24 protein-coding genes are annotated in these 23,129 nt (G+C 62.8%); 11 read left to right on the forward strand and 13 right to left on the reverse strand.

From position 1 onward, the window contains the following. Positions 1-158: 158 nt before the first annotated feature. Positions 159-389: a DUF2093 domain-containing protein gene (locus V8P77_RS25150; protein WP_003545832.1), complete on the forward strand. Its 231-nt coding sequence runs from the start codon at positions 159-161 to the stop codon at positions 387-389. On the opposite strand, the gene lpxK is transcribed toward V8P77_RS25150, so the two are convergent. The 6 genes from lpxK to V8P77_RS25180 all read right to left on the reverse strand — a co-directional run bounded on the left by lpxK (position 386) and on the right by V8P77_RS25180 (position 6,226). Further along, the gene (gene lpxK, locus V8P77_RS25155; RefSeq protein ID WP_335914679.1) at positions 386-1,429 is read right to left on the reverse strand and encodes a tetraacyldisaccharide 4'-kinase; all 1,044 of its coding nucleotides are present in this window, start codon (positions 1,427-1,429) and stop codon (positions 386-388) included. The two genes, V8P77_RS25150 and lpxK, sit on opposite strands and share 4 nt — an antisense overlap. 93 nt (positions 1,430-1,522) lie before the next feature. Next, a complete protein-coding gene (locus V8P77_RS25160; RefSeq protein WP_335914680.1) occupies positions 1,523-2,245 on the reverse strand; it encodes an HAD family hydrolase in 723 nt (240 codons plus the stop codon). 9 nt (positions 2,246-2,254) lie between these two features. Then, the gene (waaA, locus tag V8P77_RS25165; RefSeq protein ID WP_335914681.1) at positions 2,255-3,574 is read right to left on the reverse strand and encodes a lipid IV(A) 3-deoxy-D-manno-octulosonic acid transferase; all 1,320 of its coding nucleotides are present in this window, start codon (positions 3,572-3,574) and stop codon (positions 2,255-2,257) included. Positions 3,575-3,746: 172 nt separating this feature from the next. Further along, on the reverse strand, positions 3,747-3,992 hold the full coding sequence (locus V8P77_RS25170; protein WP_003545820.1) for a DUF4170 domain-containing protein: 246 nt from the start codon (positions 3,990-3,992) through the stop codon (positions 3,747-3,749). Between the two features lie 61 nt (positions 3,993-4,053). Continuing rightward, positions 4,054-4,863: a 3'(2'),5'-bisphosphate nucleotidase CysQ gene (locus V8P77_RS25175; RefSeq protein ID WP_335914682.1), complete on the reverse strand. Its 810-nt coding sequence runs from the start codon at positions 4,861-4,863 to the stop codon at positions 4,054-4,056. A 16-nt stretch (positions 4,864-4,879) separates the two neighbouring features. Beyond that, positions 4,880-6,226 (reverse strand): TldD/PmbA family protein, encoded by a 1,347-nt coding sequence (locus V8P77_RS25180; protein ID WP_335914683.1) that lies wholly within the window; start codon positions 6,224-6,226, stop codon positions 4,880-4,882. A gap of 119 nt (positions 6,227-6,345) precedes the next feature. On the opposite strand from V8P77_RS25180, the gene V8P77_RS25185 reads away from it, so the two are divergent. The 4 genes from V8P77_RS25185 to V8P77_RS25200 all read left to right on the forward strand — a co-directional run bounded on the left by V8P77_RS25185 (position 6,346) and on the right by V8P77_RS25200 (position 10,588). Then, on the forward strand, positions 6,346-8,160 hold the full coding sequence (locus tag V8P77_RS25185; protein ID WP_335914684.1) for a monovalent cation:proton antiporter-2 (CPA2) family protein: 1,815 nt from the start codon (positions 6,346-6,348) through the stop codon (positions 8,158-8,160). 91 nt (positions 8,161-8,251) lie between these two features. After that, entirely contained in the window at positions 8,252-8,659 is a 408-nt protein-coding gene (locus V8P77_RS25190) for a DUF2946 family protein (protein ID WP_335914685.1), read from the forward strand. An 89-nt stretch (positions 8,660-8,748) separates the two neighbouring features. Next, positions 8,749-10,122 (forward strand): PepSY-associated TM helix domain-containing protein, encoded by a 1,374-nt coding sequence (locus V8P77_RS25195; protein WP_335914686.1) that lies wholly within the window; start codon positions 8,749-8,751, stop codon positions 10,120-10,122. 13 nt (positions 10,123-10,135) lie between these two features. Continuing rightward, the gene (locus tag V8P77_RS25200; RefSeq protein ID WP_335914687.1) at positions 10,136-10,588 is read left to right on the forward strand and encodes a copper uptake system-associated protein; all 453 of its coding nucleotides are present in this window, start codon (positions 10,136-10,138) and stop codon (positions 10,586-10,588) included. Positions 10,589-10,593: 5 nt separating this feature from the next. Here the strand turns inward: V8P77_RS25200 and V8P77_RS25205 are convergent, their stop codons facing one another. Genes V8P77_RS25205 through V8P77_RS25215 form a run of 3 tightly spaced genes read right to left on the reverse strand, consistent with a single transcriptional unit; the run spans position 10,594 to position 14,126 of the window. After that, a complete protein-coding gene (locus tag V8P77_RS25205; RefSeq protein ID WP_094086644.1) occupies positions 10,594-11,475 on the reverse strand; it encodes a patatin-like phospholipase family protein in 882 nt (293 codons plus the stop codon). Between the two features lie 13 nt (positions 11,476-11,488). Next, positions 11,489-12,049, reverse strand: coding sequence for a 16S rRNA (guanine(966)-N(2))-methyltransferase RsmD (rsmD, locus tag V8P77_RS25210; RefSeq protein ID WP_335914688.1), 561 nt, complete (start codon positions 12,047-12,049; stop codon positions 11,489-11,491). Continuing rightward, positions 12,030-14,126 carry a pseudouridine synthase gene (locus V8P77_RS25215; RefSeq protein ID WP_335914689.1) on the reverse strand — a complete coding sequence of 699 codons (2,097 nt, stop codon included), beginning with the start codon at positions 14,124-14,126 and terminating at the stop codon, positions 12,030-12,032. Before V8P77_RS25215 ends, rsmD begins: the two co-directional genes overlap by 20 nt. Positions 14,127-14,216: 90 nt before the next feature. Between V8P77_RS25215 and V8P77_RS25220 the strand changes: the two genes are divergently transcribed. Next, entirely contained in the window at positions 14,217-14,654 is a 438-nt protein-coding gene (locus tag V8P77_RS25220) for a nucleoside deaminase (protein ID WP_335914705.1), read from the forward strand. Positions 14,655-14,706: 52 nt separating this feature from the next. On the opposite strand, the gene V8P77_RS25225 is transcribed toward V8P77_RS25220, so the two are convergent. Together V8P77_RS25225 and ileS are read right to left on the reverse strand one after the other, a co-directional pair. After that, the gene (locus V8P77_RS25225; protein WP_335914690.1) at positions 14,707-15,336 is read right to left on the reverse strand and encodes a hypothetical protein; all 630 of its coding nucleotides are present in this window, start codon (positions 15,334-15,336) and stop codon (positions 14,707-14,709) included. Between the two features lie 131 nt (positions 15,337-15,467). Then, positions 15,468-18,359: an isoleucine--tRNA ligase gene (gene ileS / locus V8P77_RS25230; protein ID WP_335914691.1), complete on the reverse strand. Its 2,892-nt coding sequence runs from the start codon at positions 18,357-18,359 to the stop codon at positions 15,468-15,470. Between the two features lie 351 nt (positions 18,360-18,710). Between ileS and V8P77_RS25235 the strand changes: the two genes are divergently transcribed. The 4 genes from V8P77_RS25235 to V8P77_RS25250 all read left to right on the forward strand — a co-directional run bounded on the left by V8P77_RS25235 (position 18,711) and on the right by V8P77_RS25250 (position 20,587). Further along, on the forward strand, positions 18,711-18,974 hold the full coding sequence (locus V8P77_RS25235; RefSeq protein WP_168280218.1) for a type II toxin-antitoxin system Phd/YefM family antitoxin: 264 nt from the start codon (positions 18,711-18,713) through the stop codon (positions 18,972-18,974). Beyond that, the gene (locus V8P77_RS25240) at positions 18,971-19,429 is read left to right on the forward strand and encodes a type II toxin-antitoxin system VapC family toxin (protein ID WP_335914692.1); all 459 of its coding nucleotides are present in this window, start codon (positions 18,971-18,973) and stop codon (positions 19,427-19,429) included. Before V8P77_RS25235 ends, V8P77_RS25240 begins: the two co-directional genes overlap by 4 nt. A 312-nt stretch (positions 19,430-19,741) precedes the next feature. Continuing rightward, positions 19,742-20,047 carry an Xre family toxin-antitoxin system antitoxin gene (locus V8P77_RS25245; protein WP_335914693.1) on the forward strand — a complete coding sequence of 102 codons (306 nt, stop codon included), beginning with the start codon at positions 19,742-19,744 and terminating at the stop codon, positions 20,045-20,047. Between the two features lie 105 nt (positions 20,048-20,152). After that, positions 20,153-20,587 (forward strand): RES family NAD+ phosphorylase, encoded by a 435-nt coding sequence (locus V8P77_RS25250; protein ID WP_335914694.1) that lies wholly within the window; start codon positions 20,153-20,155, stop codon positions 20,585-20,587. Here the strand turns inward: V8P77_RS25250 and V8P77_RS25255 are convergent. Beyond that, positions 20,576-21,568, reverse strand: coding sequence for a bifunctional riboflavin kinase/FAD synthetase (locus V8P77_RS25255; protein WP_335914706.1), 993 nt, complete (start codon positions 21,566-21,568; stop codon positions 20,576-20,578). The genes V8P77_RS25250 and V8P77_RS25255 overlap by 12 nt on opposite strands. 14 nt (positions 21,569-21,582) lie before the next feature. Then, positions 21,583-22,431, reverse strand: coding sequence for a TIGR01459 family HAD-type hydrolase (locus tag V8P77_RS25260; RefSeq protein ID WP_335914695.1), 849 nt, complete (start codon positions 22,429-22,431; stop codon positions 21,583-21,585). A 394-nt stretch (positions 22,432-22,825) separates the two neighbouring features. On the opposite strand from V8P77_RS25260, the gene groES reads away from it, so the two are divergent. Further along, complete coding sequence (groES, locus tag V8P77_RS25265) at positions 22,826-23,122, forward strand: co-chaperone GroES (protein ID WP_003545797.1); 297 nt, start codon at positions 22,826-22,828, stop codon at positions 23,120-23,122. Positions 23,123-23,129: the final 7 nt, after the last annotated feature.

The raw sequence follows: 23,129 nt of genomic DNA on the forward strand, positions 1-23,129 counted from the left end.
AAGTCTTGCGGGAGTATGGCAGACTAAAGCGTGTCGCGATCTTTCAGATTTGCTTGGCCCACGCTTTAGGTCTTTGGTGTTCCGCATGTCGTGATCGCAAAACCGCGACACAGTTTTGCGCGACATGCTTTAATGACAGACGGCAGGGAACGGAGCGCATGAATTTGTTCGAAGGGCACGGAAACCGCGAGGCGAAGATCCGGTATCTCGATGGCGATTTCCAGATTCTCTCGCCCGGCTCCTATGTCGTCTGCGCGATGACAGGGAAACAGATCCCGCTCGACGAATTGCGCTACTGGAGCGTCGCCCGGCAGGAACCCTATGCCGACGTGATCTCGGCCATCGATGCCGACAAACGCGCCGGCGTGCTGCCGAACCAGCGGCGTTAACTCTTCGCCTTCATCTCCCGCAGCCGCCGCTCGCGGCAGGCGACGATCGCCCGGTCGATGATGAGGCTGGGGGCGAGGTGATCGTCGAACACCATGTCGACCTCGATCACCCGGCTCTTTTCGACGAGCCGCGCCGCCTTGCCGTGATGGCCGGAGAGGCGGACGAAATCCTTGGAGGTGGTGACGATCAGGAGACCCTGACGCTCGGCAGTCGTCAGGATGTCGTCGATCTCCTCCTCGGTCAGGTGCTCGTGATCGCCGAAGGATTTGGCGACGACGATCTCGGCGCCACGGGATTCAACCGTGCGAAAGAATTTGGCTGGATCGGCAATGCCGGCAAAGGCGAGCACCTTCATGCCGGCCAGCGTATTGTCGCCGCGCACCTTCAGCGATGCGGTGAAATAAGGCTTTGCCGCGCGCGCCGCCATGCGGACGATCCTGTCGGCGGCGTTGCCGCCACCGACCTTCAGCAAAGCGGTCGCAGAACGCAGCTGCTGGCGGATCGGCGCACGGACCGGGCCACCCGGCACGATATGGCCGTTGCCGAGGCCGCGCGTCGCGTCGATGACGAGCAGGGCATAGTCGATCGCCAGCCGGGCACTCTGGAAACCATCGTCCATGATGATGAGATCGGCACCTTCCGCCACCAGGCGCTGAGCTCCTTCGACGCGCCGGCGGGAAATCACCGTCAGCGCTTCCTGGGCAAGCAGCAAGGGCTCGTCGCCGACGGCAATCGCCCGGTGATGATCGGGGTCGACCACGGTGGTCACATCGAGCGAGCCGCCGTAACCCCTGCTGAGAAAGCCGGGCTTCAGCCCCTTCGCCTTGGCGGCACGGGCGATCGTCAGCGCCGTCGGCGTCTTGCCGGCACCGCCGACGGTGAAATTGCCGACGCAGATGACGGGAATGGGAACGGCGGCGCGGCGCGCATGGGCCATGCGGTGGCCGGCGATACGGCCATAGAGAAAAGAAAGCGGCAGCAGCAGCCAGGCCCGCCAATCGGCTTTCCTCCACCAGAACGGCGGCGCTTCAGATATCATCTTGCCGTCCCGCTCCCCTGCCCGGCCACAGAATTCTCGTTTTCCCGGCCGGATTGAGAAGCCAAAACCTGAAAAAATGCAAGCCCTTACCGGTCAGGCGGGCTGCAGATCCGGCAACAGGGCCTCGATGGCGGTGATATCGTCGAGCATGTGATCGGCCGCGGCGGCAAGCGTCTCCCGCGAACCGGTGCCGGTCAGCACCGCGATCCTCAGGCCGGTGCCGGCATTCAGACCCATGTGCAGATCGTGATTATTGTCGCCAACCATCGCGACTTCGGCGGGCAAAAGACCGGTCGCGGCACAGAAGCCGAGCACCATGCCCGGCTCCGGCTTGACGCCGAAACCGCTGTCGTATCCGGCGATGTAATCGATATAGCGGGCGAAACAGAAACGTTCCGCCGTCTGGCGGATCGACCGTTCATTGTCGCTGGAAGCGATACCGAGCTTGAAGCCGCGCCGATGCAGCCGGGCGAAGAAGCCGGCGAGGTCGGTCACCGGCACGGAAAATTCGGCGGCGCTGGAAAAGAGGTCGTCGAGGCGGACCGTCAGCTCGCCGACATCGACCATCGAGCCCGCGGCAACGAGACCCTCGGCGATCTGGCGGGTATTCCCGGCGGCAAGCAGGCTGTCGGGAACGATATGACCGGTCACCGGATCCATGCCGCAAGCCGACAGCAGCCGGTTGGCGAGAAGCTCATCCCCTTTTGCGGCGATGCGGGCAAGCTCGCGGTTCACCGGCAGCCAGCTCTCGTCATAGTCGAGCAGCGTGCCGTCCTTGTCGAAGAGAATGCCTTTGATAGGGGACGCTGCCGACATCTTCGCTCCTCAGACCTGGGCCACGGCCTTGGGCAGCAGCCGCGCCTTCACCGTCAGCGGATTGATATAGGGTTCCAGCCCCTTTACCGTCGCTGTCAGCGCGCCGCGCATCTCGTGCACGGCGGTGATGCCGGCCTCGATCATGTTGCGGCGGGCGTCGTCGTTGATCAGCAGATAATGCACGCCCTTGGCCAGCATTTCAGTATCGCGCACCATGCGGGCGCTGCCGCTGCGGGCAAGCTTCTGATAGGCATCGCGGAAATTCTGCACATGGCCGCCGGAGAGAATGGCGCAGCCGAGCATGGCGGGCTCCAGCGGGTTCTGGCCACCTTCGGCAAAGAGCGAACGGCCGACGAAGGCGATTTCCGTCAGGCGGAGATAGAGGCCCATTTCGCCGATCGTGTCGCCGAGGAAGATATCGACATCGGCGGACAAGACATCGTCGCGGGTGCGGCGGGCGACCTTCAGCCCCTGCTTGACGAGCGCTGCCTCGATCTCGTCGCTGCGCTCGGGATGGCGCGGCACGATGATGGTCAATTGATGGTCGCGTTCCCTCAGCGCCCGGTGAACGATGGCAGCGGCATTCTCCTCGCCGTCGAAGGTCGAGATCGCCGCCCAGGTCTTGCGCTCGCCGATCTGCTTCTTGTAGCGGGCAAGGACAGCGCTGTCATAAGGCGGCGCGTCGGTATCAACCTTCAGATTGCCCGAAGTGATGACGGGGACGGCGCCGAGATCGCGGAATCGTTCGGCATCGACATCCGACTGGGCGATGACGAGGGCAAGATTCTCGAACAAGGCTTCGGCGATCGCCGGCCGGCGGCGCCAGCGGGCAAAGGAGCGGTCCGACATGCGGGCATTGATCAGGATCTGCGGAATGCGGCGGCGGCCGAGCTCCAGCACCGTTGCCGGCCAGATCTCGGATTCGGCGATGATGGCGCAATCGGGCTGCCAGTAATCGAGGAAGCGGCTAACGGAGGGCTTCAGGTCGAGCGGCACATATTGATGGATCGCTTCCTGGCCGAGGCGCTCGGCGGCGAGCTTGGCCGAGGTAATGGTGCCGGTCGTCAAGATGACATGAATGTCGCGGCGGCGGATTTCGCGGATCAGCGGGATGACGGCGTTGGTTTCACCGACGCTTGCAGCGTGAAACCAGATGAGCGGCCCCTGCGGCCGGTTGGCGCTCGGATAGCCGAAGCGTTCCAGGCGGCGAGCCCGGTCTTCCTTGCCCTTGGCCGTGCGGTAGGTGATATAGAGGCCGACGACTGGAGAGGCCACGGTTCCCGCCAGACGGTATGCGCTCAGACCGAACCGCGCCATCCGGGAACTCATCGCGCCAGCCTCCGATCAAAACCGATCGACATCAAACCCATTCCCTAATTATCGTTGCGGCCGCAATGGCCGATTAATTTGTTCAGAATGCGTCAAACAATCCGGATCGACGGGCGCGCGCCATGCAGCAAAGCCCGCTCGACGAGCGGCCGGCCGGCGGCACTTGCCAAGCTCAGCCCTTGGGCTTTTCCTGCGGATCGAGCAAACGATGCATGTGGACGATGAAGTAGCGCATATGCGCATTGTCGACCGTCTGCTGCGCCTTCGACTTCCAGGCCGTCAGCGCCGTGGCATAATCCGGGAAAATGCCGACGATATCGAGACCCTGCAGGTCACGGAACTGGACGTCATCGAGGCTTTCCAGTTCGCCGCCAAAAACGAGATGCAGAAGCTGCTTCTTGTCACCGGAGTCAGTCATTTTTTCTTCTCTTTCTGCCTATTCTCCTCCGCCACCCATCTGCGGGATTTTGACGGAAACGTCAACTGTCTCGTCGCCCCGCAAAGGCGGTGAGGAATTCCTCGAGGCGGGGCGTTGGCGCCGCACAGAGAACCTTGTGGGTGACTTCGGCGCGATTGTAGACGATCGGCCGGCCTTCGATGTCGACGAGGTGGCCACCGGCGCAGACAAGGATCAGATCGGCAGCGGCAAGGTCCCAATCATGTGAATTGCCCTTGACGAAGGTGCCTTCGAGACGACCGTCGGCCACCATGGCGATGCGATAGGCGAGCGAGGGAATGTATTTCTCGCGTGTCACCCGGTCGCGGAATTCCGGTGGAAAGTTCTTCAGCAGGTCGTCGCCGATCGCAAGGCGGCTCATCTCTTCCGGCCCGGCCGCCGAGACGGTGAAGGGGACGCCGTTCTTCAGCGCCACGCCGCCCTCGACCGCCTCATAGAGCTCCTCGAGCGCCGGGGCATAGAGCACGCCGGCGACCGGTCGGCCGCGATGAACCACCGCGACGCTGACGCACCAGACCTTCTGCCCGCCGAGGAAGGCGCGCGTGCCGTCGATCGGATCGATGATGAACAGCGTCTCGCGCGAGAGACGGTCGGCATCGTCGTCGGTTTCTTCCGACAGCCAGCCATAATCCGGCCGGGCTTTGCGCAGGATGGTCTCGAGCGTCTTGTTGGCGGCGAAATCGGCGGCGCTGACGGGAGACCGGTCCTCGTTCTTCCACCAGACCTCGGGCGACTGGTTGAAGAAGCCGAAAGCGACGGCGCCCGCCTCTCTCGCAGCATCGGCGATCAGCGTCAGATCGCTCTGCCAGCGGGCTTTCTCCATGTCGCTCATCAGATCAATCCATTTCTCAACGTCCGGCGAGCGTCATGCCTTCGATGGCGAAGGTGGGGGCCGCGACGCCGAACTTGCGGTCGATGTCGTTTGCCGGCGTCAGGCGCATGAACATCTCCTTGAGGTTCGAGGCGATCGTCACCTCGGAGACCGGGAAAGTGAGTTCGCCGTTCTCGATCCAGAAGCCGGTGGCGCCGCGGCTGTATTCGCCGGTGATCATGTTGACGCCGTGGCCGATCAATTCGGTGACATAAAAACCATTGCCGACGCTGCGGATCAGATCCTCCGGCGAGATGTCGCCGGGTTCCAGGGCAAGGTTGGTGGAGGACGGCGAGACGGCGCTGCCGCCGCGCACACCGCGGCCGTTGGTTTCGAGGCCGAGCTCGCGCGCCGTCGAGGTCGAAAGGAACCAGTGCTTCAAAACACCATCCTCGATCATCAGCAGCCGCTCGCCGGACACGCCCTCGCCGTCGAAGGGCCGCGATGAGGATCCCCGCACGATCAGCGGATCGTCGGTGATCGACAGGCCTGATTTCAGCACCTGCTGACCCATCCTGTCGCGCAGGAAGCTGGATTTGCGGGCGACGGCTGCACCATTGATCGCACCGGCGATATGGCCGACGAAGCCGCGGGCGACACGCGGGTCGAAAATGACCGTGACGTCCTTGCCGGTCGGTACCTGGCGCGGATTGACGCGCTTGACCGCCCGTTCGCCGGCGCGACGGCCGACTTCAGAGGGATCGTCGAGCTCGGCATAATAGAGGCGGCTGTCGAAATCATAATCGCGCTCCATGCCGGTGCCTTCACCTGATATGACGCTGACGGAATGGCCGAAACGCGAGGCCATGTAACTGCCTTCGAAACCGTGCGAGGTGGCAAGAACGAGGCCGCCCATGCCGGCGGAGGCGCCGGCGCCGGAAGAATTGGTGACACCCTTGACCGCAAGCGCGGCTGCTTCAGCAGCAAGACCCGCCTCGCGCAGCATCTCGGAGGAGACCTCGGTGGTATCGAGCAATTGCAGGTCGGGATAGGCTCTCGAAAGGCTCGCCTCATCCGCCAGGCAGGCGAAGGGGTCTTCCGGGGAAACCTTGGCCATGGCGACGGCGCGTTCGGCAAGCGCCTGAAGATCGAAGCCCGGATTGGCCGAAACGCTGGCGACGCGCTGGCCGATGAAGACACGCAGCGAGAAATCGTCGCTTTCGGAGGATTCCGTTCCCTCGACCTTGCCGAGGCGCACGCTGACCGATTGCGAGCGCGATCGGACGACGACGGCGTCGGCGGCATCGGCCCCTGCCTTCCTTGCCAGATCGATCAATTGACTTGCGCGGGAAAGAAGTGTCGAGGAATCAATTTCAGAGGACATGATTTGGCCTTTCCTTCGGCTTCCATTTATTGTGCACTCTCCCAAGCATCAAGGCCGCCGCCACCGATTCTTTATCGGGGCTGCCTGCTTGCTCCCCGCCGTCGAAAGAAATTGTCAGCATGTCAGCGCCTAATGCCTTCTTTTCCGAAACGATCCTGCTGCTTGGCGGGGCGGTGGTCGCCGCTCCGATCTTCAAGAAACTCGGGCTCGGCACGGTGCTCGGCTATCTCGCCGCCGGCATCGTCATCGGCCCGGTCTTCCACGGCATCACCGATGGTGAACAGATTCTCGCCGTCGCCGAACTCGGCGTCGTCTTCCTGCTGTTCATCATCGGACTGGAGTTGAAACCCACCCGGCTCTGGCAGATGCGGCGCGACATCTTCGGACTCGGCACGGCGCAGGTGGTGCTGACGGGCCTGGCGCTGACCGCGCTTGCCTGGTTTTCCCAGGTGCTCGACTGGCGCGGCAGCATCGTTGCCGGATTTGGCCTGGCGCTGTCTTCGACCGCCTTCGCCATGCAGATCCTCGAGGGCGACGGAGACGTCAATACGCGATACGGGCAGCGCTCCTTTTCGATGCTGCTGTTCCAGGACCTGGCGATCGTGCCGCTGCTGGCGTTGATCACCATCCTCGACGGCGGCGACAAGGGCAGCAACGCGCCGCTGTTGGATTTCGCCATCGCCGTCGGCGCGGTTGCGGCGATGATCGTCATGGGACGGTATCTGCTGACGCCGCTTTTCCAGATCATCGCCCGGACCGGGGCGCGCGAAGCAATGATCGCGGCGGCCCTCTTCGTCGTCATGGGGTCGGCGAGCCTGATGCAGTTGGCCGGGCTTTCGATGGCGATGGGCGCCTTCCTATCCGGTGTGATGCTTGCCGAATCCTCCTACCGGCACGAGCTGGAGGCGGATATCGAGCCGTTCCGCGGCGTGCTGCTCGCTATCTTCTTCATCGCCGTCGGCCTGTCGCTGGAGCTCGACGTTCTTGCCGACAACGCGCTCTTCGTCATCGTCGCCGTGCCGATCGTCATGGCCGTCAAGGCGATCGTCATCTACGGGATCTGCCGGATCTCCGGCTCCCCGCACGACGATGCGATCCGCATCGCCTTCCTGCTTCCGCAGGGCGGCGAATTCGGCTTCGTGCTGTTCACCACGGCGGGTGCGGCCGGATTGATGTCGACGAGCACGGCCTCGCTGCTGGTCGCGATCGTCACGCTGTCCATGGCGCTGACGCCGATCGGGTCGGCCCTTTCGAAGCGGCTGCTCAACGGCGATGAGCAGGAGGAACTGGACGAGGATTTCGAGGGAGCCGGCGCCGACGTGCTGATGGTCGGCTTCTCCCGTTTCGGCCAGATCGCCGCCCAGATCCTGCTTGCCGGCGGGCGCAGCGTCACCGTCATCGATTTTTCGGCCGACCGCATCCGCCAGGCCTCCTCCTTCGGCTTCCGCATCTATTTCGGCGACGGCGCCCGCAAGGATGTGCTGCGCTCGGCCGGCATTGACCGGGCAAAGATCGTGCTCGTCTGCACGCAGAAGAAGGAAATCACCGACAAGGTGGTGGAGCTGGTGCAGGCCGACTATCCGAACACCCGGCTCTACGTGCGCTCCTACGACCGCGTCCATTCGATCGAACTGCGCAACAAGGGCGTCGACTACGAGCTGCGCGAAACGCTGGAATCGGGCCTGCTCTTCGGACGGCGAACGCTGGAGGCGCTCGGCGTTTCCGAGGTCGACGCCTACGAAATCGGCGAGGATATCCGCAAGCGCGACGAGGCGCGCCTGGTGCTGCAGGTGTCCGAAGGGCTGCAGGCCGGGCGCGACATGCTGTTTTCCCATCCTGTCCGCCCCGAACCACTGGTCAAGCCGAAACGCGCCGCCGATCCTTTCGAGGACGATCCGCTGGCCGGGACCGCGGATGCGACAGCGGATGCCTAATCGCCCCTGACCGGCTTGCGAAATTGACGCATTGAATATCAAGGGAGCGGCGTTTATCAAACGTCCAATCGGAGCGATTCAAGAGGGTATCTTGATCAGACGGACGAGACAGATCGAACAATGGGCGCTGCGCATCCTATGCGCGGTCGCACTGGTGTTCGTCGGCTTCGCCCATCAGGTGCCTGCCGCATCTGCCGGCGAATTCGATCCGGCTGAACTCGCCCAATATGTGCTTCCGGATGGGACGCTGCCGACGCTTTGCGTCACCACGACGGACACATCCGGTCAGAACCAGCACGACAAGGCGCATTCGCATGGTTGCGAAGCCTGCCGGATCAGCGCCTCCATCCTCCTGCCGCCGCCGACCGACATCGCCGGTGCTGCCATACCCTTTGCGGCTGCGGTTGAACTGCCGATCCGGACCGAGGCCTTCCGTCGCCAGCTTTTCCCGCCCAATACCGGCCCCCGGGCTCCTCCTTCCGATCCGATCCCTGCCTGAACTTCGCGTTGCGGCAGGCGCCGTGACGCGCCTTTCAACGCCGGCCGATCTGCATGCGTGCTGTCGGCCGTGGATACGGATCCATTCTCATGTCGACTATTACTGCTGCCGAACCGGCGGAGGACGCTGCAAACGGCGTTTCGCTCTACCGTGCCATCTGGCGCTGGCATTTCTTTGCCGGGCTTCTCGTCATACCCTTCCTGCTCAATCTGGCCGTTACCGGATCGCTCTATCTCTTCAAGGACGAGATCAACAGCACCTTCTTCGGCTACCGCTACAATGTCCAACCGGCTGGCGAAGCACTGTCGCCGGAGCGGATCGCAGAGATCGCCGCCTCCGCCGTGCCGGGCTCAACCGCGACATCCTACAAGGACCCGGTCCTGCCCGAGCGATCGGCCATCGTCACCCTCTCCAGCGATGCCGGCTCGATGCTGGTCTTCGTCAACCCCTATGACGGCAAGGTGCTCGATGTGGTCGGATCGACCGACGAGTTCAATTATGTCGTCAAGCGCATCCACAGCCTCGCCTATTTCGGCACCATAACGAACCGGCTGATCGAAATTACCGGCGGCTTTGCCATGGTGCTCGTCGTCACCGGCATCTATCTCTGGTGGCCGCGACGCCAGACGGGCGGCGTTGTCAGCGTGCGGGGAACACCTGGCCGCCGCGTTTTCTGGCGCGACCTGCATGCTGTGACCGGTGCCTTCGCCGGTGTCCTGATCTTCTTCCTTGCGATGTCAGGCATGCCATGGTCGGCCTATTGGGGGGCGAACGCCAATGCGTGGCTGACCGAAAACGGCTTCGGCTATCCGGTCCAGCTCTGGGACGACGTGCCGAAGTCGCGGAAAGTCACCGAGGATATCCTTCCGAACAGCGGCTGGATCGTCGAGAAGGCGCCCGTTCCGCTTTCCGATATCGCCGCCGCGCAATCAGCCAAGCCAATCGGCCTCGACAAAGCCGTGGAGATGGCCGGGCGGCTCGGCATGAGGCCGGGCTTCGATATGGCGATCCCCTCCGACGAGACGGGCGTCTATACGGCCTCGCTCTTTCCCGACGATCTTACAGACGAACGCACGCTCCATATCGACCAGTATTCCGGCAAACCACTGATCGACATCGGCTTCGATCAATATCCTTTTCTCGGCAAAGCAATCGAGTGGGGCATCAATGTCCACCAGGGACAGGAATGGGGGCGTTTCAACCAGTTGCTGATGCTCGCGACATGCCTCGCAATTGTGCTCAGCTGCGTGACCGCCGTCGTCATGTGGTGGAAACGGCGCCCGGCCGGCCGCCTCGGCGTGCCACCCATGCCGCCGAAGCGCTCGGTCTATTACGGCCTGTGGGTGATCGTCGTGATCTTCGCCATCGCCTTTCCGATGAGCGGGCTCGCCACTGTCGCCATGATCGCCTTCGATCAGATCGTCGTGCGGTTCGTACCGTTGCTGAAACGCGTTCTCGCCTGAGGGAGGCCATCAGATGAAGAAGATCATCGCTATTCTTACCGGCGTGATGCTTGCATCCATGGCGTCTGCGACTGACGACCCGCAACAGGCGATCCCGGCGAGGCTGAAGGTGATGTTCGAAAGGCCGGACAAGCCGCTCGACATCGCGCCGGTCGTCGTTCAGGCCGATTGGGCGATCGTCGGCTGGCGGCAGGACGGACGCGGCGGACGAGCCCTGATGAAGAAGACGCATCACGGCTGGAGCATCTATCTCTGCAGCGGCGACAGCCTGAAGGATACCGGGACGCTGGAGACGATCGGGCTCTCCGCAGGTGACGCCGCCGGGCTGGCTGCGAAACTGAAGGATGCCGAGACCGGCCTCGATTCTTCCGCGCTTGCGCTCTTCTCAAGTTTCGAGGGCACGGTGATGATGAATGAGGCTTCAAACGGCGCGGGTCATGCAGGCCATGAGGGCCATGCCCAATGAAGCAGCTAGCGCTTCAGCCGAGCCTCAATTTCCCGGTCAAGGGCGAATTTCAGGTCGTCCTTGACGCCCACGGACATGGCAAGGACTTCGCGGGCCTTGAGGAAATCCATGACGCCGGTGCGGCCGACGGTCGGGCGCAGGAAGATATGCGGCGGGCGAAGCTTCAGCTTCAGCGAGATCGCCGTCTGCATCATCAGCTGACCGGAACCGAAGATGCTCTCCATGCGGTTCGGAATATGGGTGCCGTCACCTTCCGGCGCGCCGACGACATCGATGCCGACGACGATGTCGGCAAGGTCCATCAGGCATTCATAGGGCACCGGATTGCTGATGCCGCCGTCGATCATCACGCGGTCGCGCAGCCGCACCGGCATGAAGACGGCGGGAATGGCGGACGAGGCGGCGAGTGCGGGAAACAGTTCGCCGTGTTCGATGATGACTTCGCACTGCCCGTAATAATCCGTGGTGATCACCTTCATCGGGACCAGCAGATCCTCGAAGCGGGCCGGCAGCTCGGAGGGCAGGAAGGCTTTCAGGATCCGCTCCAGATTGAACTGGCCGATGCGGATACCCTTGGCCACCGCATCGCGCACCGTCGCCGGCCTCAGGCCCCAGATGCGGGCGACGACCGCCGTCTTGTTGCCGACGGTCGTCAGCGCATGTTCGCGAATTTCGGCGCCTGACATGCCGGCCGCCATGCCGGCCGCCATGATCGCGCCGATCGACGAGCCTGATACCGCCACCGGGCGGATGCCGAGTTCATCGAGCGTCTCGATGACATGTATATGGGCAAGTCCGCGCGCGCCGCCGCCGCCAAAAGCGACGGCGACCGTCGGCACATCGCTGATCGCAGGCAATTTCGGGCTGATGATCTCTGCCTGCTGCACGCCCGGCCCCCGCTTATTGCGGCTGATATCGGAAGAAATGCACCCTGGTATCGCCAAAGATGCGGCTTTCGAGGAAGACATAGGAAGGATGGACGGAAACGACAATATCGGCGCGTTCTTCGAGCACCGCGATTGCGCCAAGCCGCAACCAGCCGCCCTCGACCGCTGCCGCCATCGCCTTTTCGCCGAGACCCTTGCCATAGGGCGGGTCGGCAAAGAGCACATCGAAGGGTTCGAGATTGCCGACGCTGCCGAGATCGGTCGCATCCCGGCGCAGGATGCGCGTACGGCCATGCAGGCCGAGCGCATCGATGTTCTCCCAGAGCAGCGCCCTGCCCTCGACGCTGTTTTCGACGAAGAGCGCATGGCGACAGCCGCGTGAAACCGCTTCGAGGCCGACGGCGCCGGTGCCGGCAAAGAGGTCGAGAATCCGGGTGCCATCGACGCATTCCGGATAGGCATGGCTCAATATATTGAACAGGCTCTCGCGCGTCCGGTCGGCAGTCGGCCGGATCTCGTTGGATTTTGGCACGGCGAGAGGCCGTCCGCGAAACTCACCGCCGACGATCCGCACCGCGCGTCATTCCTTTTCCTTTAGTTCCACCTCTGGACGGCCCGCCCGCAGGCCTATCGCCGCCCGGCCCATCACCGCCCGGTTTGGCACCGCCCGGCTTGGCGCCTTTCGGCTTGCCGGAAAAACTCTTGGCCCCACCGGGCTTAGCCGCAAAGCCCTTGCCGCGCGGCCTGTCACCAGAAGGCCTGTCACCCGAAGGCTTGTCGCCGAACGACCGTTCGCCGCGCGGACGCTCGGAGCGGCCCTCGCCGGCAAAGCTTCTGGCTGCCCGCGGGCGTTCATCACCATCCTCGCGCGGCTTGCGGTCACCACGCGGCTTGTCGCCGAAGGGCCGGTCTCCACGCGGGGGACGATCACCGAACGGCCGGTCGCCGCGCGGACGCTCCGAACGGCCCTCACCGGCAGAGCTTCTCGCGGCACGAGGACGCTCGTCGCCATCCGCACGCGGCTTGCGATCACCGCGCGGCTTGTCGCCGAAAGGCCGATCCCCACGCGGGGGACGATCGCCGAACGGCCGGTCGCCGCGCGGACGCTCCGAACGGCCCTCACCGGCAGAGCTTCTCGCGGCACGAGGACGCTCATCGCCATCCGCACGCGGCTTGCGATCACCGCGCGGCTTGTCGCCGAAAGGTCGATCCCCACGCGGGGGACGATCGCCGAACGGCCGGTCGCCGCGCGCCGGGCGGTCGCCAGAACCGCGGTCTTCGCGCGGACGATCACCAAAGCCGCGCTTGCGGCCGAAGCCCTCGCCCTCATCCTTGCCACGGGGCTGCTCGCTCGAGCGGATCCATTCGCCATCCTCCTCGCGCACACGGTTCACCTGGGTCCGCGGGCGATCTTCGATACGATCATTCTTTGCCGGCACCTGCTCGCCGCGCCGACGCGCTGTCTGCGCATTCTTGGCGGCTTTCGCCGCTGCCTTTTCGCCGAGCGGCCGGGCGCCCGGCGCCATCCAGACATTGGCGCTGCGGCGCTGGCCGAGCGGTTGGGGACGCTTCGGCTTCTCGTCGTCTCTGCGGCCGCCGTCACGGCGATCGTCTTCTCTGCGCGCCCCACCGTGGCGGTCGTCGCGCTTGGTGTCGAGGCGGCTCAGCGCCCGTTCGCGCTTGTCCTCGTCGCGGCGCGGACGCTCGCGCTTTTCGGGTGCTGCGGGCTCTGCCTCCTCCTCGGCAGCGACCGTCGTCGCATTATAGATCGGTGCGTCGAAATTCGCCTTGGCTTCCTCGATGAGGCGCGGGCCGAGCTGGTCGCGCAGTGTGCGGCCGCGCACTTCGACGACATGGCCTTCCGGCAGGTCGCCGAGCTGGAACGGGCCATAGGAAATGCGGATCAGGCGATTGACCTCGAGGCCGAGCGCGCCGAGCACGTTCTTGATTTCGCGGTTCTTGCCTTCGCGAAGACCCATGGTGATCCAGACGTTCGAGCCTTGCGTGCGGTCGAGCGTCGCCTCGATCGAGCCATAGAGCACGCCGTCGACGGCGATGCCGTCCTTCAGCTTGTCGAGCGCGTCCTGATCGATCTCGCCATGGGCGCGGACGCGGTAGCGCCGCAGCCAGCCGGTCGCCGGCAGCTCAAGCGCGCGGGCGAGACCGCCGTCATTGGTCAAGAGCAGCAGGCCTTCGGTATTGATGTCGAGGCGGCCGATCGACATGACGCGCGGCAGTTCTTCCGGCAGGTTGTCGAAGACGGTCGATCGGCCTTCCGGATCGGCATTGGTGGTCACGAGGCCGGCCGGCTTGTGATAGAGCCACAGTCTGGTGCGCTCGATGCCGCGGATCGGCACGCCGTCGACCTCGATGCGGTCGGCGAGGGTGACGTTGACGACGGGGGTGTCGAGAACCCTGCCATTCAGCGTCACACGGCCTTCCATGATCATGCGTTCGATGTCGCGGCGGGAGGCGACGCCGGCGCGCGCCATCACCTTGGAAATGCGTTCGGCCTTGGCCTCGCCGTCAGTTTCGGCGGCGATCGAACGCGCGGTTGCAGCCTTTGTCGGCTTCGCATCGCCCGGCTTCGGCCCGGTGTCCCGTGAAAAGGGCTTTGCGCCCGGGCGTTTTGGCTTGTCTTTGGGTGTCATTTGTTGTTTGCCTGCCTTTTGGGCCTGTCTATCAGGTCACGCATCTGCGGTTAAGTGGAAATTCTTGCGATCGTGAAGACAAATCGTTTCATGGAGATGGCGCTCGAAGAAGCGCGTGCCGCCGGAGAACGCGGCGAGGTGCCGATCGGCGCCGTCATCGTTGTCGACGATATTGCCGTGGCACGCTCGGGAAACCGTACGCGCGAACTCAAAGACGTGACCGCGCACGCCGAAATCGCCGCGATCCGGCTCGCCTGCGAAACGCTCGGGCAGGAACGGCTTGCCGGCGCCGATCTCTATGTGACGCTGGAGCCTTGCACCATGTGCGCGGCAGCCATCTCGTTTTCGCGTATCCGCAGGCTCTATTACGGCGCCGAAGATCCAAAGGGCGGCGCCGTCGACAATGGCGTGCGATTCTATGCGCAGCCGACCTGCCACCACGCCCCGGAGGTCTATTCCGGCTTCAACGAGGTCCAGTCAGCCGATCTGCTGCGGACATTCTTTTCGCAAAGGAGAGAGGCGCCGTAATCCCGGCGCCTGGGCTCGGCGCCGTCATTTTGCCGGCGCGCGGACAGCGCTGCTATTGCAGGAAGTTCCACCACTGCTTGCCGCTGTTGGCGACCGCCGCTTCCTTCTTGCGCTTCTTCTGCTTCTTGAGCTCGGGCTCACCGAGATCGTCGAGCTTTGCCGGATCGTCGACGGTGCGGTAACCGGGCGGCGGGTCGGAGATATAGCGGCGCTGATCGATATAGGAGCCCTTCTGCAAAGCGCGGGCTTCACGATAGGCCTTGGTCTGGGCTTCCGTCGTGCGCCGGCCGCCTTCAATTGCCGAACTGGCGAGCGGCGAGCGGTAATTCGGATTGTCCGAGTTGGCGTCGGCCTCCGAAACGAGGCGGGCGCGGGTTTCCTCCGGCGATTCAAGCCACTGCGGATTGTCCTTGTTGGCGACCGTCGGCTGCGGCGCAACCAGGGTCTCCTTCTGCGCCTGGGCCGGCAGCACCAGCGTCGGGCGCGGCGTGTACTTGACGCCCTTGTTCTTCGGGTCCGGTCCGGTCAACGACACGGACTGGCCGAGATCGTCGGTCAGTTGCTCCATGGCAGTCTTGTCGGTGCCGTAGGTCGGGCTGCTGGCGCAGCTGGACACCAGGGAGCATCCCGCCATGACAACAGACAGGCAGGCGCCCATACGGAACCAATGCGTTGCGAACATGAAAACCCTTCCAGCCACCGGTGCAATCGTTGCCCAACCGGACAACCGTCCCCCTGACGCAAAAATCCGGCCATTTTCAGGCAGCTTTTACCGGATGAACCGCGAAAGCGCAATTCATCCGACAATATTCTTCACTTGAGCGCGGCAAGTTCGCGAAGGGCAGCAGCGTCGCGGGCCGAAACATCGGGATATTCGGGGTCGGAACCGACATCCCTGGTGATGCGCCAGGAGCGGGCGCATTTTTCACCCTCTGCAAGCTTCGGCACGACGCTGACCTCAGGCACTTCGGCCAGGCGGAAGGCCTCCGCCGGGCCTTCGCCCGCCTTGATCTCGATTGCCGAGGTGATGCAGACTTCGGTGAAATCCTGGCCCTCCAGCGCCTTCAGCAGCGCCGGATCGGCGATATGAACGACAGGAGCCGCCTCCAGCGACGAGCCGATGCGCTTGTCCTTGCGCTCGATTTCCAGGGCACCGGTCACGACGGAGCGCACGGCGCGGATCTTCTTCCACTTCTCGGCCAGGGCATCGTTGCGCCATTCCTTTGCAACCGGGGCAAACTGCTCCAGATGCACGGAAACGGCGGAGGGATTGCGCGACAGCCAAGCCTCCTCGGTGGTGAAGGGCAGCATCGGGGCGAGCCACGTGACCACGCAATCGAAGATCTGGCGAATGACGTGCAGGCTGGCGCGCCGGCGCAGACTCGACGGCGCGTCGCAATAGAGCGCATCCTTGCGAACATCGAAATAGAAGGCCGAAAGCTCGACATTGGCGAAATCGATCAGCGCGCGGGCGATCTTCTTGAAGTCGAAGGCGTCGTAGTTCTCGCGCACCAGCTCGTCGAGTTCGGCCAGCCGGTGCAGCATCAGCTGCTCCAGCTCCGGCAGGTCGGCAAGCGCGATCTCCTCGCCCTTGTCGTGGGCGAGCGTGCCGAGCATCCAGCGGATGGTGTTGCGCAGCTTGCGATAGGCATCGACATTGGTCTGGATGATCGTCTTGCCGACGCGGAGATCATCGGCATAATCCGAGGTCATCACCCAGAGGCGCAGGATATCGGCGCCGGCATCCTTCATCACTTCCTGAGGTGCTGTGACGTTGCCCTTCGACTTCGACATCTTCTCGCCCTTCTCGTCCATGGTGAAACCATGGGTGAGGACGGCGTTGTAAGGCGCACGGCCACGGGTAGCCGCCGATTCCAGCAGTGACGAATGGAACCAGCCGCGATGCTGGTCGGAACCTTCGAGATAAAGGTCCGCCGGCCACTTCAGGTCCGGGCGGTCTTCGAGCGTGAAGGTGTGGGTCGAGCCAGAATCGAACCAGACGTCGAGGATGTCCATGACCTGCTTCCAGCGGGAATGGTCGTGGTCATTGCCGAGGAAACGCTCCTTGGCGCCTTCGGCAAACCAGGCGTCGGCGCCCTCATGTTCGAAGGCTTCGAGGATGCGGGCGTTGACGGCTTCGTCGACCAGGACCTCGCCCTCATCGTCCGCAAAGACGGCAATCGGCACGCCCCAGGCGCGCTGGCGCGAGAGCACCCAGTCCGGACGGCCCTCGATCATGGCGCGCAGGCGGTTCTGGCCGGCGGCGGGCACAAAGCGGGTATCATCGATCGCACCCAGCGCGCGCGAACGCAGCGTCGTGCCGTCGGCAAGGGTCTTGTCCATGTAGACGAACCATTGCGGCGTGTTGCGGAAGATGACCGGCTTCTTCGAGCGCCAGGAATGCGGATACTGGTGCTTCAGACGGCCGCGGGCAAAGAGCGCGCCGCGGGCGATCAGCTCCCTGATGACACGGTCGTTGGCATCGCCCTTCTTGCCGTTGTCGTCGATGACGCGGGCGCCCTCGAAGCCGGGAGCGTCAGCGGTATAGAAGCCGCCGTCGTCGACGGGGAACGGGATCTTGGTGTCGATGCCGCGGGCCTCAAGCGTGCGGACAGCCGACATCCAGGCATCGAAGTCTTCGCGACCGTGGCTGGGTGCGGTGTGGACGAAGCCGGTGCCGGCGTCATCGGTGACGTGGTCGCCATCCAGCAGCGGCACGCGGAAATCATAGCCGCCGTCGAGACCCTTGAAGGGATGCGCGCAGGTCATCGCTGCGAAGTCGGCCGCAGAGACATCGCTCAAGCGCTTGTACTGCAGCTTGGCCTTGGCGAAGGATTCTTCGGCCAGCTTATCGGCAAAGATCAGCTTTTCGCCGGGACGCGGTCCGAAATCGTTCTCGGCGGCCGTCACCTCGTAGAGGCCGTAGGAGACACGCGCGGAAAAGGAGACCGCGCGGTTGCCGGGGATCGTCCAGGGCGTGGTCGTCCAGATGACCACGAAGGCATCCTTGAGCGCGACTGAACCTTCGACGACCGGGAATTTCACCCAGATCGTGTCGCTCTCATAATCCTGGTATTCGACCTCGGCCTCGGCCAGCGCCGTGCGCTCGACGACCGACCACATGATCGGCTTGGAGCCGCGATAAAGCTGACCGCTCGCGGCGATCTTCAGGAGTTCACCGGCGATGCGCGATTCCGCGTGAAAATTCATCGTCGTATAGGGATTGTCGAAGTCACCCTCGATGCCAAGGCGCTTGAACTCTTCCGCCTGGACCTTGATCCAGCCGGCGGCGAATTCACGGCATTCCTTGCGGAATTCGTTGACCGGGACCTCGTCCTTGTTCTTGCCCTTTTCGCGGTACTTTTCTTCGATCTTCCATTCGATCGGCAGGCCGTGGCAATCCCAGCCGGGCACATAATTGGCGTCGTAGCCGCGCATCTGGAACGAACGGTTGATGACGTCCTTGAGGATCTTGTTCAGCGCGTGGCCGATATGGATGTTGCCGTTGGCATAGGGCGGACCGTCGTGGAGGACGAATTTCTCGCGGCCGGCGGCGGAAGCGCGCAGTTTCTTGTAGAGACCCATCTCCTGCCAGCGCTTGACGAGTTCCGGTTCCTTCTGCGGCAGGCCGGCGCGCATGGGGAAATCGGTCTCAGGCAAATAGAGGGTCTTCGAATAGTCGATCTTTTCGGCTGTGTCGGTCATGTCTGACAATCGTTTTCTGGCGGCCCAGGAAGGGGCGCAACGGGCGTGAAATAGCTGGTGACGGAAGCGCTCGTATCCAAGCGCCAAAAACCCGGACCTTCCGGCCGCTTAGCGCGCGCGGAAAGCCGGGCCGATAATTCGCATCATCATTGCCAGCCGATATTTCTTCATCGCGCCGGTTCATAGGCGTTTTTGCCGGGAAAAGGAAGAGAAGAATTCGCTGCCTGCAATCGGCATTAGCGGCTGAAATTGTCGGTGCCGCATCGTTCCGGAAAGCCTAAGGCTGGAAACTTTATGCGGTTTGCGGTATATATCTGACTATCTGACCAGATTAGATCGAGAGCCAGAAGTATGAAAAAAATCACGAAGCAAAGCTGGAAGCTTGAGGAGGCGAAAGCGCGCTTCAGCGAGGTGGTTCGCCGCGCACACAGCGAAGGACCACAGCGCGTGACCGTTCGCGGCCGGGACAGCGTCGTCGTCATCAGCGCCGAAGAGCTCGACCAACTGACCAAAGCCGAACCGAAAAAGCCTTTCGTCGCCTTCATGGAAAGCCTCGATCTCAAAGAGCTCGACCTCGAGCGAGAGGCGGACTACGGGCGGGATGCCGAGCTGTGATCGGCTGGCTGCTCGATACCAACGTCATTGCCGCGCTGATCAATCCGAACGGTGCACCCTCCGTCAAATCCTGGGCTGCGGCTCAAGACGAGAAGAAGATGTTCATCAGCATCCTCACACTGGCGGAATATGACAAGGGCATCGAAACCCTGCCGGATGACGATCAAAACCGCTATCGTTATGCTGCCTCCCGCGATGCGCTGGAGGAAAGGTTTTCGCAACGCGTCCTTTCGCTGAGCGACGCAGCCGTCAGGCACTGGGGCGTCATTTCGGGGCGGGTGAAGCTCAAGGCCGGACATGCGCCGCCGGTTGTCGACACGATGCTCGCCGCCACCGCAATCGAGCACAATCTCTATCTGGTGACGCGAAACGTCAGGGATACGCGCTTCTCCGGCGCGGCGATCTTCGATCCATGGACGAACAATCCCGGTCAATTTCCGCTGAGCCGGAGATGACCCGCCCGCACTCGAAACTACTCGGGGAAAGCACACTCTCCCGTCAAGAGCGCTGGTCGGCGCAACACCCGCAAGCAGCGCTTTCGCTCTTCCTCATCGCGCTTGATCTAGCGACGAGCGCGTCGAGACCGGCTCACCACAGCGAAAGCAATTGAAGATTGTGCCAAATGCGCATATATTCTGGGCAAATGGCAGAAAGGTCATTCAATGCTCGGTTTTCTTCAAACACCAGAATCGATGACCATACGCGAGCGCCTCGAGATCGCTTCGCACGGCTCCGTCCAGGTTTATAACGGAGCGATGGCATTGAAATTGACCGAGCTCGGCTTTTCCGTGGAGGAAATATATCGTTTCGTCGCACCGCGCCGAACTCTGGCGAGACGCAATGCGAACGGCGAGCCGCTGACAGTCGAGGAAAACGACGGCGCATTGCGTATCGTGCGGATTGCGGAGATGGCTAAGCGCATTTTCGGCGACGGAGCCGTTGCGTTCGATTGGCTGCGCAAGCCCAATCGCGGCATGGACGGCATTACGCCGATCGATCTGCTAGAGTCGGAAACCGGCGCCCGCCTCGTCGAGCAGGCCCTGCACCAGATCGACCACGGGATCTACGTCTAGAGCGGTTCAACTTTTCATGGAAACGCAGAACTGCTCTAACCTTCTGTTTTTACGCAATTCCGGACGGAAAACCGCTTCGCACTTTTCCTGGAATTGCTTTAAGCGATGATCTTATGGCGTATCTCGAATTATGCCGATCTTTCCGGACGCGGCGGGCTGCTTGCACCGGGACGATGGCATCATCAGGGAATTCCCGTCGTCTATTGCTGTGATCACCCGTCGACTGCTCTCCTCGAAATTCTAGTACAGGTCGATCTGCATCAAATTCCGAGAGATTTTCAGCTCCTGAAAATCCATTGCCCGGACAACATCGAAGTCTTCGATATCGGGATCGATCCTGCTGCGACCAACCAAACCAGCCTGACGCGCGACCGTGGCAGCAAATTGCTGGAAGACGATGATTTCTGTCTCCTGCGCGTCCCATCGGCAATCATGCCAGAGGCGGCGAATATTCTTATCAATCCGCGTCATCCTGACGCGTCGCGCCTGACAATCGAAAAAACGATCCGCTATCCTTTCGACAGCCGGCTATTGCGCTGAGGAAAAGCAGAGTTTCCGATCAAGAGCTCCGAGCGGCTTAACACCCGCAAGCAGCGCCCTCGCCTCTTCCTCATCGCGCTTGATCTGGGCGACCAGTGGACCGAGGCCGTCGAATTTGAGCTCAGGGCGGAGATAGCCGAAGAACGAGACGGAGCAGAGCTGGCCATAGAGATCGCCGCTGAAATCGAAAAGATAGGTTTCGAGCAGCGGTGCGCCGTTTTCCGTCACCGTCGGGCGGCGGCCATAGCTTGCGACGGCATCGTGGAGCGTGCCGTCCTGGCGGCGGAAGCGGACGGCGTAGATGCCGGCGGCAAGATCGACCTCCGGCGGCAGGCGCATATTGGCCGTCGGGAAACCAAGCTGTCGGCCGAGCTTTTCGCCATCGATCACCTCGGCTTCCACCGTATAGCGGTAGCCGAGCATGCCGGCGACTTCGCTGACATTGCCCTCCTTCAGCAGCGCGCGGATATGGCTAGAAGAGACGACATCGGCGTTTTCGTCGCGAAAGGCATCGATCAGGGTGACGCCGAAGCCGTAGGTCTGGCCGGCATTCATCAGAAAAGCTGGACCGCCCTCGCGGCCGCGGCCAAAATGGAAATCGAAGCCGGTGACGACTTCGGAGGCGCCGAGCCAATCCTTCAGGATCGAATGGATGAAATCATCGGCCGAGCGCTGCGAGAACTCGTAGTCGAAGGGATATTCGATGACGGCGCTGAAACCCAGCGTTTCCAGGATGCGGGCCTTCAGCGGCGCCGGCGTCAGCCGGAAGACCGGTGCCTGCGGCCGGAAGACCGTTCGCGGATGCGGCTCGAAGGTCAGCACCAAAGCGGGGATACCGCGCGCCTTGGAGATCTCTAGCGCCCGGCTCAACACCGATTGATGGCCGCGGTGCACGCCATCGAAATTGCCGATGGCAATGACGCCGCCCTTCAGATGGGCGGGTAGGGGTTCGCGGGTTTCATTGCGGTGGAAGATGGTCATCGGCTGGCTTCTCTTCATGCAAGGCGGGGCATCCACCACTTCGGCGCGGCGTTTTCCCGTTCGAGATAGGCGTTGAGGATCGCCTCGTCGGTCTCGCCGTTGAGAGTATATTCCTTGGCGTGGATACCACCGCTGATGTAGAGGAGGTCGAGGCCGTAATTCAAGGCGCCCCGCACATCGGTCGGCATGCCGTCGCCGATCGCCAGCACGCGCTCGACCGGGAAATCGCTGCGAAGCTCGCGGGCAGCCGCTAGCGTCGCCTCGTAGATCGGCCGGTGCGGCTTGCCGGCGATGCGGGTTTTTCCGCCAAGCTGCTCGTAATAGGCGGCCATGGCGCCGGCGCAGGGGATGATGCGATGGCCTCGCTCGACAATGAGGTCGGGATTGGCGCAGATCATCGGCACGTCGCGGGCTTTGAAATCGAGAAGCATGTCGGTGTAATCTTCCGGCTTCTCCGTCTCGTCGTCGAAAAAGCCGGTGCAGACCAGCGATTGCGCTTCGCCCGCCGGCCGGCGCTCGACGCCAATGCCTTCGAGCAGCGCCTTGTCGCGCTCGGGGCCGAGCAGAAAGACGGTTTTCGGCCCTTCGGCGATCAACCCGCGCGTGACGTCGCCAGAGGTGACGATCCTGTCATAGGCGCTGTCGGGAACGCCGATCTGGCGCAGCTGCTCGACCACCTGCCAGGAAAGGCGCGGCGAATTGGTGATGAGGACGACGGCGAGGCCGGCCTCGCGTGCCGCTTCAAGGGCAGCAGCCGCCTTCGGGAACGGATCGACGCCGTTGTGAACGACGCCCCAGACATCGCAGAGCACCACATCATAGTGATCTGATATCTCCGAAAAGGTTTCTATCCGCTTGGCCATTCCGATTTCCCGATTTGCTTCCGTCACCGGTGACATTGCAAAGGCGCAAGGCGATGGCAAGGCATTTTCTTTGCTGCCGGGCCAATGCGAGGAGCTCGAACGGCGATCCGGCGAAGCGGATGGGCAAAGGGTTTTGACGACTACCGCAAAGCGCCAGATCGCCGGCGGCGGACGAGTTCGGCAAAGTTCGGCAGCACCTGGGTTTCGACCGCAATCTCCGACTATTCTCCGGCCTCTTCACAATTCCGGCACAAAAATTCGTGATTGCTCTCATTGACTCCTCTCGGAGCCATCCCTAAATGCTCGTCGCTAGCACTCACCGCAAGGGAGTGCTAACATTTATCCATGTGGGCCACTCCGGTCCGCGAATGTCATTCGATCGAGGGATTAGACAATGGCAAGCACCAACTTCCGCCCCCTTCACGACCGCGTCGTCGTTCGCCGCGTTGAGTCCGAAGCCAAGACCAAGGGCGGCATCATCATTCCCGATACCGCCAAGGAAAAGCCGCAGGAAGGCGAAATCGTCGCCGTCGGCTCCGGCGCGCGCGATGAGTCCGGCAAGGTTGTCGCACTCGACGTCAAGGCTGGCGACCGCATCCTGTTCGGCAAGTGGTCCGGCACCGAAGTCAAGATTGACGGCGAAGACCTTCTGATCATGAAGGAAGCCGACATCATGGGCATCATCGGCTGATCGGCCG

The sequence above is a fragment of the Rhizobium aouanii genome (genome assembly GCF_037002925.1).
GTDB classification, from domain to species: domain Bacteria; phylum Pseudomonadota; class Alphaproteobacteria; order Rhizobiales; family Rhizobiaceae; genus Rhizobium; species Rhizobium aouanii.

Excerpts from the sequence above, each read along its gene's own strand:
- V8P77_RS25150 (WP_003545832.1), top strand. The coding sequence starts at position 159 with ATGAATTTGTTCGAAGGGCACGGAAACCGCGAGGCGAAGATCCGGTAT.
- lpxK (WP_335914679.1), bottom strand. The coding sequence starts at position 1,429 with ATGATATCTGAAGCGCCGCCGTTCTGGTGGAGGAAAGCCGATTGGCGG.
- V8P77_RS25160 (WP_335914680.1), bottom strand. The coding sequence starts at position 2,245 with ATGTCGGCAGCGTCCCCTATCAAAGGCATTCTCTTCGACAAGGACGGC.
- waaA (WP_335914681.1), bottom strand. The coding sequence starts at position 3,574 with ATGAGTTCCCGGATGGCGCGGTTCGGTCTGAGCGCATACCGTCTGGCG.
- V8P77_RS25170 (WP_003545820.1), bottom strand. The coding sequence starts at position 3,992 with ATGACTGACTCCGGTGACAAGAAGCAGCTTCTGCATCTCGTTTTTGGC.
- V8P77_RS25175 (WP_335914682.1), bottom strand. The coding sequence starts at position 4,863 with ATGAGCGACATGGAGAAAGCCCGCTGGCAGAGCGATCTGACGCTGATC.
- V8P77_RS25180 (WP_335914683.1), bottom strand. The coding sequence starts at position 6,226 with ATGTCCTCTGAAATTGATTCCTCGACACTTCTTTCCCGCGCAAGTCAA.
- V8P77_RS25185 (WP_335914684.1), top strand. The coding sequence starts at position 6,346 with ATGTCAGCGCCTAATGCCTTCTTTTCCGAAACGATCCTGCTGCTTGGC.
- V8P77_RS25195 (WP_335914686.1), top strand. The coding sequence starts at position 8,749 with ATGTCGACTATTACTGCTGCCGAACCGGCGGAGGACGCTGCAAACGGC.
- V8P77_RS25200 (WP_335914687.1), top strand. The coding sequence starts at position 10,136 with ATGAAGAAGATCATCGCTATTCTTACCGGCGTGATGCTTGCATCCATG.
- V8P77_RS25215 (WP_335914689.1), bottom strand. The coding sequence starts at position 14,126 with ATGACACCCAAAGACAAGCCAAAACGCCCGGGCGCAAAGCCCTTTTCA.
- V8P77_RS25220 (WP_335914705.1), top strand. The coding sequence starts at position 14,217 with ATGGAGATGGCGCTCGAAGAAGCGCGTGCCGCCGGAGAACGCGGCGAG.
- V8P77_RS25225 (WP_335914690.1), bottom strand. The coding sequence starts at position 15,336 with ATGTTCGCAACGCATTGGTTCCGTATGGGCGCCTGCCTGTCTGTTGTC.
- ileS (WP_335914691.1), bottom strand. The coding sequence starts at position 18,359 with ATGACCGACACAGCCGAAAAGATCGACTATTCGAAGACCCTCTATTTG.
- V8P77_RS25235 (WP_168280218.1), top strand. The coding sequence starts at position 18,711 with ATGAAAAAAATCACGAAGCAAAGCTGGAAGCTTGAGGAGGCGAAAGCG.
- V8P77_RS25250 (WP_335914694.1), top strand. The coding sequence starts at position 20,153 with ATGATCTTATGGCGTATCTCGAATTATGCCGATCTTTCCGGACGCGGC.
- V8P77_RS25255 (WP_335914706.1), bottom strand. The coding sequence starts at position 21,568 with ATGACCATCTTCCACCGCAATGAAACCCGCGAACCCCTACCCGCCCAT.
- V8P77_RS25260 (WP_335914695.1), bottom strand. The coding sequence starts at position 22,431 with ATGGCCAAGCGGATAGAAACCTTTTCGGAGATATCAGATCACTATGAT.
- groES (WP_003545797.1), top strand. The coding sequence starts at position 22,826 with ATGGCAAGCACCAACTTCCGCCCCCTTCACGACCGCGTCGTCGTTCGC.